This window comes from Nocardia sp. NPDC058497, assembly GCF_042720195.1.
Lineage (GTDB): Bacteria > Actinomycetota > Actinomycetes > Mycobacteriales > Mycobacteriaceae > Nocardia.
This window is the reverse complement of the sequence record NZ_JBHXMY010000174.1, coordinates 3,717-10,645: the sequence shown is the minus strand read 5'-3', so window position 1 is coordinate 10,645 and position 6,929 is coordinate 3,717. Positions and strand designations below refer to the sequence as shown.

Sequence of the window (6,929 nt, the reverse complement as noted above, 5' to 3'; positions counted from 1 at the left end):
TGTCTCGCGGCCCTTGGTCGCCAGCGCGAAATAGGCCATGGCGCCGAGGAATACGAGGGCGGCGGTGAAGGAGTTGATCCTGATGCCGAGGATCTGGGTGGCTTCGTCGCTGCGCATCAGCTCGACGAAGAAGCGCCCGAAGCTGTAGCCGGCGACGTAGAGCGCGAACAGGCGACCGTGACCGATCTGGTAGCGCTTGTCCAGCTGCACCAGCGCGATGACGACCAGCACGTTCCACACCAGCTCGTACAGGAACGTCGGGTGCACGACCTCGAGCACCTGGCCGGTCGAGACGCCGTTCATCATGTCGCGCGCGCCGGTCTCCGGGTCGAACCGCTCGTAGATCTCGAGGCCCCACGGCACCTCGGTGGTGCGGCCGTAGAGCTCCTGGTTGAAGTAGTTGCCGAGGCGGCCGATCGCCTGCGCGAGCAGCACGGCGGGCGCGATCGCGTCGCCGAGCGCGGGCAGCGGGATCTTGTAGACGCGGCAGCCGATCCAGGCGCCGATGCCGCCGAGGAACACCGCGCCCCAGATGCCGAGGCCGCCCTGCCAGATGTAGAGCGCCTCGATCGGGTTCTTGCCGGGGCCGAAGTACTTCTGCCAGTCGGTGGCCACGTGGTACAGCCGGCCGCCGATCAGGCCGAACGGCACCGCGAACATCGCGACGTCGAGCACCGCGCCCTGCTGGCCGCCTCGCTGTTGCCACCGGCGCTCACCCCACCAGATGGCGACGACGATGCCGAGAATGATGCACAGCGCGTATGCCCGGAGCGGGAAGGGCCCGAGCTGCCAGACACCCTGCGGCGGACTCGGAATGTAGGCCAGGACTGAGTTCACGGCCCCCACGTTAGTTGAGTGCCGTACCAACGAGTGACCGTGACCCTGACGTCGGTGGTCCACCACACGAAGAGTGCACCGATACAGGCTCCGCGCAACTCATTTCGCGAGAACATGGGTAACTCACCGGGGACGGGCTACCCCGGCTCCCGCCTGACCGCTGGCCGCGTGGCCGTCCGGCTCCGCGCCTAGATCTGGCCAGAAGTCGCGGAGAGGCGGGCAGCGCGCACGCCTTCGGCGAGCTCGCTGGTCAGGGCGCGCACGGCGTCCAGACCCTCGGCCGCGGCCGAGACCAGCGCCGATCCGACGATCACGCCGTCGGCGTAGGCGGCGATCTCGGCGGCCTGGGCACCCGAGCGCACGCCGAGACCGACGCCGATCGGGATGTCGGAATGCGCGCGGACGCGAGCGCACAGCGCGGGCGCGGCCGAGGAGACCACGTCACGCGCGCCGGTCACACCCATGGTCGAGGCGGCGTAGATGAATCCGCGCGAGGCTTCCAGCGTCTTCACCAGGCGCTCCTCGGTCGAGGACGGCGCGACCAGGAAGATGCGGTCCAGGTTGTGCGTGGCCGAGGCGATGAACCAGTCGTCGGCCTCGTCGGGGATCAGGTTCGGCGTGATGATGCCCGCGCCACCGGCCGCGGCCAGGTCACGGGAGAAGTTATCGACGCCGTACTGGAGCACCGGGTTCCAGTAGCTCATCACCACGGCCTGACCACCGGCGTCGGTGATCGCCTCGACGACGGAGAACACGTCGCGCACCCGCACGCCACCGCGCAGCGCCTGCTCGGCGGCGGCCTGAATGGTCGGGCCGTCCATCACCGGGTCGGAGTAGGCCACGCCGACTTCGACGATGTCGCAACCGGATTCGACCATGGCCCGGCACACGTCGATGGAACCGGCCAGATCGGGGTAGCCCGCGGGCAGGTAGCCGATCAGGGCGGCCCGGTTCTCCGCGCGCGCGGCGGCGAAGGTATTGGCCAGACGAGACTGCTGACTCACGGCCGCTCCTCGCTAGCGCTCGTCGCGGCCGACGTCATAGACGCTGTGTTGATGGTGCCCTCGCTTCGCTCGGTCACTGCTGGTTCTCCTCGGCGGCGTCGTCGTCGAACAGACCGAACCAGCGGCCCGCGGTGTCCATGTCCTTGTCGCCACGACCGGACAGGTTGACCAGGATGATCGCGCCCTTGCCGAGCTCCTTGCCCAGCTTCAGCGCACCGGCCACGGCATGCGCGGACTCGATCGCCGGGATGATGCCCTCCGAGCGCGAGAGCAGCAGCAGCGCGTCCATCGCCTCGACGTCGGTGATCGGCTCGTACTCGGCGCGCCCGATGTCCTTGAGATAGGCGTGCTCGGGGCCGACGCCCGGATAGTCCAGACCGGCCGAGATCGAATGCGATTCGATGGTCTGGCCGTCCTCGTCCTGCAGCAGGTAGGAGTAGGCGCCCTGGAACGCGCCCGGCGTGCCACCGGTGAAGGTGGCCGCGTGGCGTCCGGTCTCGACGCCGTCACCGGCCGCCTCGTACCCGATCAGCCGCACACCCGCGTCGGGGATGAAGGCGTGGAAGATGCCGATGGCATTGGAGCCGCCGCCGACGCAGGCCACGACAGCCTCGGGCAGCCTGCCCGTGCGCTCCTGGATCTGCTGGCGCGCCTCGATCCCGATGATGCGCTGGAAATCGCGCACCATCAGCGGGAACGGGTGCGGGCCCGCGGCGGTGCCGAAGCAGTAGTAGGTGTCGTCAGCGTTGGAGACCCAGTCGCGCAGCGCCTCGTTGATGGCGTCCTTGAGGGTCTGCGAGCCGGTGGTCACCGAGACCACCTCGGCGCCGAGCAGCCGCATACGGGCCACGTTCAGCGCCTGGCGGGCGGTGTCTACCGCGCCCATGTAGATCACGCAGTCGAGGCCGAGCAGAGCGCACGCGGTCGCGGTCGCGACGCCGTGCTGACCGGCGCCGGTCTCGGCGATGACGCGGTTCTTGCCCATCCGCTTGGCGAGCAGCGCCTGGCCGAGCACATTGTTGATCTTGTGCGAGCCGGTGTGGTTGAGGTCCTCGCGCTTGAGGAAGATCCGCGCGCCGCCCGCGTGCTCGGCCAGGTTGAGGCACTCGAACACCGGCGACGGACGGCCGGTGTAGTCGCGCTGGAGCCGGTCGAGCTCGTCGAGGAAGGAGTGGTCGGAGCGGACCTTGTCGTACTCGGCGGTGACCTCCTCGATCACCGCCATCAGCGCCTCGGGGACGTGCCGTCCGCCGTAGACGCCGAAGTGGCCGCCCGCATCGGGTTCGTAGTCGCTGTGCTGGGCGACGCCCGCACTGGCCTGGGGCAGAGCGTTCACCGGATGCTCCGCCTGGCCGGCTTGGGGCAGGACGGGTGGGTGCCCGCGGTCACCAGCTCCGACACCGCAGCACGCGGGTTGCCGCTGGTCACCAGGCCCTCGCCGACGAGCACCGCGTCGGCGCCCGCGCCGGCGTAGGCCAGCAGGTCGGCGGTGCCGCGGATGCCGGACTCGGCGACCCGGATGACCTCCGACGGCAATCCGGGCGCGATCCGCGCGAACACGTCGCGGTCCACTTCCAGGGTCTTGAGGTTGCGCGCGTTGACGCCGATCACCGACGCGCCCGCTTCCAGCGCGCGATCGGCCTCTTCCTCGGTGTGCACTTCTACCAGGGCAGTCATGCCCAGTGATTCGGTGCGGTCGATCAGCGAGGACAGGACGTCCTGCTCGAGCGCGGCCACGATCAGCAGGATCACGTCGGCGCCGTGGGCACGGGCCTCGTGGATCTGGTACGGGCCGACGACGAAGTCCTTGCGCAGGACCGGGATGTTCACGGCGGCGCGAACGGCGTCGAGGTCGTCGAGCGAGCCACCGAAGCGGCGGCCCTCGGTGAGCACGCTGATGATCCGCGCGCCACCCTCCTCGTAGGCCTTGGCCAGGACGGCCGGGTCCGGGATGTCGGCCAGCGCGCCCTTGGAGGGGCTGGCACGCTTCACCTCGGCGATGACACCGATCCCGTCCTCGTGCAACGCGGCGGCCGCGTTCAGCGGCGCCTTGGCGGCGGCCGCTGCGGCTTTGATCGCCTGAAAATCGAGGAGGGCTTCGCGAGCGGCAACATCCGCCCGAACCCCGTCGAGAATCGAGTCGAGTACCGTCATCTGGCTCGAATCCTTTCTGGGGAGACGAACTTCTCACCTGAGAGTCCCCTCAGGCGCTGTCTCACCGATGCTGGACAAGAATAAATGGCCGCCGCGCGTGTCACTGCGGCGGGGGTGCCGGGGGTCACTACTGCCGACCAGCCCGGCGTCACTGTGGTGGAGCCGCGGCGGGTCATGGCGTGCGGCCGGGCGACTTGCCGTCGTCGTCCGGTCCCTCGGCGGTGTCGGTCGGATCGGTGCCCGCGTCGAGCGCGTCCCACAGCACCCGGTCCGACAGCGGCGCCGCGGTGCCGGTCTCGTCGCGCTGCTTGCTCACCTGGGCGCTGGCGTCGGCACGGCGGAAGACCGGGTTGTCGTAGGCGCCGGAGAGCTGGGCGTTCCCACCGGTCCGGCGGGTCAGCAGGACACCGGCGCACAGCGCGAGCGCCGCGGCGACGATCGACAGGACCGCGGGCGCCGGGTGCACGTCGGCGCTGCTCACGACGGCGCGCACCGGCAGCTCGGCCAGCTGGCCCGCCCGCTCCGCGGTCCGGCCCTCTCCCACGACCAGCGCGAACCCCGGCACCGCCGCGACCGCGGCGACCACCGCGATCACCACGCCGAGCAGCTGGCGCAGTCCGCCCTTCACCGCGAACACCGCGGCGATCGAGGCGACCAGTACCAGGGCCAGCGGGGTGAGCGCGCCGAACCAGGTGGCGCCGTCGAGGTCGTCGGTGCGCGGCTCGGTGAGCCCGTCGGCGGAGTGCACCGTCACCCAGGTCATCCGCGACGACGCCCACAGCCCCGCCGCCGCCAGCGCCAGCAGCGCGACCGGAACGACCGGCTTGGTGGCGGGTGCGGGAGCGGGTGCGTCGGTCATGAGTCGCCGCCCTCGTAGGTGCGCAGGGTCTGGGCCGCCGCGATCGCCTTGAGCACCGCCATGGCCTTGTTGCGGGCCTCGGTGTCCTCGTAGACCGGATCGGAGTCGGCCACCACGCCCGCACCGGCCTGCACGTAGGCGGTGCCGTCCTTGAGCAGCGCGGTGCGGATGGCGATGGCGGTGTCGGCGTCACCGGCGAAGTCGAGGTAGCCGACGACGCCGCCGTAGATGCCGCGCCTGGTCGGTTCGAGTTCCTCGATCAGCTCCATCGCCCGCACCTTCGGCGCGCCCGACAACGTGCCCGCCGGGAAGCAGGCCTGTACCGCGTCGAGCGCGATCTTGCCCTCGGCGAGCTGCCCGGACACCGTGGAGACCAGGTGCATGACGTGACTGTAGCGCTCGACGTGGCGGTACTGGGTGACCCGCACGGTGCCGGGGCGGCAGACCCGGCCGAGGTCGTTGCGACCCAGGTCGACGAGCATCAGGTGCTCGGCGTTCTCCTTCTCGTCGGCGAGGAGGTCCTTCTCGAGCAGGATGTCGTCCTCGGCGCTCTGGCCACGCCAGCGGGTGCCCGCGATCGGATGGGTCGTAGCGACCCCGTCCTTCACGGTGACCAGCGATTCGGGGCTGGAGCCGACGATGGAGAACGCGGTGCCGCCGTCGCCGTCGGGGATGTGCATCAGGTACATGTACGGGCTCGGGTTCGAGGCCCGCAGCATCCGGTAGACCGCCAGCGGCGAGCCGGTGTAGTCCATCTCGAAGCGCTGCGAGAGCACCACCTGGAACGCCTCGCCCGCCTCGATCTCCTTGATCAGCCGCAGCACGCCCGCACCGAATTCCTCGGTGGTGCGCCTGCGCAGGAACTGCGGCTCCGGCTGGTCGAAGACCGACACCGTCGAGGGCGCGGGGGTGGCCAGCGCGGCGGTCATCCGGTCGAGCCTGGCGACGGCGTCGTCGTAGGCGGCGTCGGCGTTCTCGTCGGTGCCGTTCCAGTTCACCGCGTTGGCGATGAGGGTGATCGCGCCCTCGTGATGGTCGAACGCGGCCAGGTCGGTGGCCAGCATCAGCACCAGTTCGGGCAGCTGCAGGTCGTCGGTGGCCAGCTCGGGCAGCCGTTCGATCCGGCGCACCGCGTCGTAGCCGAGGTAGCCGACCAGGCCACCGGTCAGCGGCGGCAGGCCGGGCAGGCGTTCGGTGCGCAGCAGTTCGAGGGTCTCGTGCAGCGCGCGCAGCGGATCACCGCCGGAGGGGGCGTCGGCCGGTACCGCGCCGAGCCAGGTCGCCTCGCCGTCGACGACGGTCAGCGCCGACGGACTGCCCGCGCCGATGAACGACCAGCGCGACCACGATCGCCCGTTCTCGGCGGATTCGAACAGGAAGGTGCCCGGCCGGTCGTCGGCCAGCTTGCGGTAGGCCGAAAGCGGAGTTTCGGAGTCCGCCAGCACCTTTCGGGTAACCGGGACGACCCGGTGCTCTGCGGCGAGCAGCCGGAACTGGTCGCGGGTCGTGGTGGTTGGTGTCGACGCGCCCTGCATGAGCCCATCATCCCAGGCGCGCCGCGGCACCCGTGCGCTGACCCGACCCCGCGCCGCGACACGGGGTGATCGGCATCACTACACTCGCGCGCGTTCCATGTCGCATGCGGTATCCCTTTTCCCCGAGAGGAGCAATGTTGTACCCCTCGCATCAGGGCGCACAGGACGGCCGGCCGGTCGTCCCGTCGCAGCAGCACTACGGTCCCGGTCAGTTGTCCGCTGCCAACGCGCTCACGTCGTTCGTCACCTACGCCAAAGAGATGCAGGACCTGGACGAGAAGACCTACCCGGACGAGTACGCCGCACACTGCCACCGGATCCGGCAGCTCGAGCCGATGCTGCGTGTCCACGGCATCCTCGACGTGATGGAGATCCGCAACCCGGCGATCGCGGCCCTGCTCGAGCGCTAGAAACCGCCCGGCGGGTGCGGCCCGTCGGGGGCGGCGCCCGCCGATCACGAACCGATCCCCCGTCGCCGCGGCGGCCCGGGCTGATGCGCGCCTGCCCCCCCGGCGTTATGGGGGGGGCGATCACGCACGC

Annotated in this window: 7 protein-coding genes; 1 reads left to right on the top strand and 6 read right to left on the bottom strand. The window is 70.5% G+C overall.

Going from position 1 to position 6,929, the window contains the following annotated elements:
* The 6 genes from lgt to ACFWPJ_RS14415 form a co-directional block, all read right to left on the bottom strand.
* The coding region (lgt, locus tag ACFWPJ_RS14440) for a prolipoprotein diacylglyceryl transferase (RefSeq protein WP_378851162.1) at positions 1–837 on the bottom strand (837 nt) is incomplete at its 3' end.
* A gap of 188 nt (positions 838–1,025) precedes the next feature.
* Complete coding sequence (gene trpA / locus ACFWPJ_RS14435; RefSeq protein WP_378851159.1) at positions 1,026–1,841, bottom strand: tryptophan synthase subunit alpha; 816 nt, start codon at positions 1,839–1,841, stop codon at positions 1,026–1,028.
* Positions 1,842–1,914: 73 nt separating this feature from the next.
* On the bottom strand, positions 1,915–3,177 hold the full coding sequence (trpB, locus tag ACFWPJ_RS14430) for a tryptophan synthase subunit beta (RefSeq protein ID WP_378851156.1): 1,263 nt from the start codon (positions 3,175–3,177) through the stop codon (positions 1,915–1,917).
* Positions 3,174–3,995, bottom strand: a complete 822-nt coding sequence (gene trpC, locus ACFWPJ_RS14425) for an indole-3-glycerol phosphate synthase TrpC (RefSeq protein WP_378851153.1) — start codon at positions 3,993–3,995, stop codon at positions 3,174–3,176. The genes trpB and trpC overlap by 4 nt, the downstream gene beginning before the upstream one ends.
* 172 nt (positions 3,996–4,167) lie before the next feature.
* Entirely contained in the window at positions 4,168–4,854 is a 687-nt protein-coding gene (locus tag ACFWPJ_RS14420; protein ID WP_378851150.1) for a TIGR02234 family membrane protein, read from the bottom strand.
* Entirely contained in the window at positions 4,851–6,389 is a 1,539-nt protein-coding gene (locus ACFWPJ_RS14415) for an anthranilate synthase component I (protein WP_378851147.1), read from the bottom strand. The genes ACFWPJ_RS14420 and ACFWPJ_RS14415 overlap by 4 nt, the downstream gene beginning before the upstream one ends.
* Positions 6,390–6,523: 134 nt before the next feature.
* Between ACFWPJ_RS14415 and ACFWPJ_RS14410 the strand changes: the two genes are divergently transcribed.
* Positions 6,524–6,799 (top strand): hypothetical protein, encoded by a 276-nt coding sequence (locus tag ACFWPJ_RS14410; RefSeq protein ID WP_378851144.1) that lies wholly within the window; start codon positions 6,524–6,526, stop codon positions 6,797–6,799.
* The last annotated feature ends 130 nt before the right edge of the window (positions 6,800–6,929 follow it).

What these genes read in the sequence shown, in the direction of transcription:
- ACFWPJ_RS14410 (WP_378851144.1), top strand. Translation starts at nt 6,524, where the DNA reads ATGTTGTACCCCTCGCATCAGGGCGCACAGGACGGCCGGCCGGTCGTC.
- ACFWPJ_RS14420 (WP_378851150.1), bottom strand. Translation starts at nt 4,854, where the DNA reads ATGACCGACGCACCCGCTCCCGCACCCGCCACCAAGCCGGTCGTTCCG.
- ACFWPJ_RS14415 (WP_378851147.1), bottom strand. Translation starts at nt 6,389, where the DNA reads ATGCAGGGCGCGTCGACACCAACCACCACGACCCGCGACCAGTTCCGG.
- trpC (WP_378851153.1), bottom strand. Translation starts at nt 3,995, where the DNA reads ATGACGGTACTCGACTCGATTCTCGACGGGGTTCGGGCGGATGTTGCC.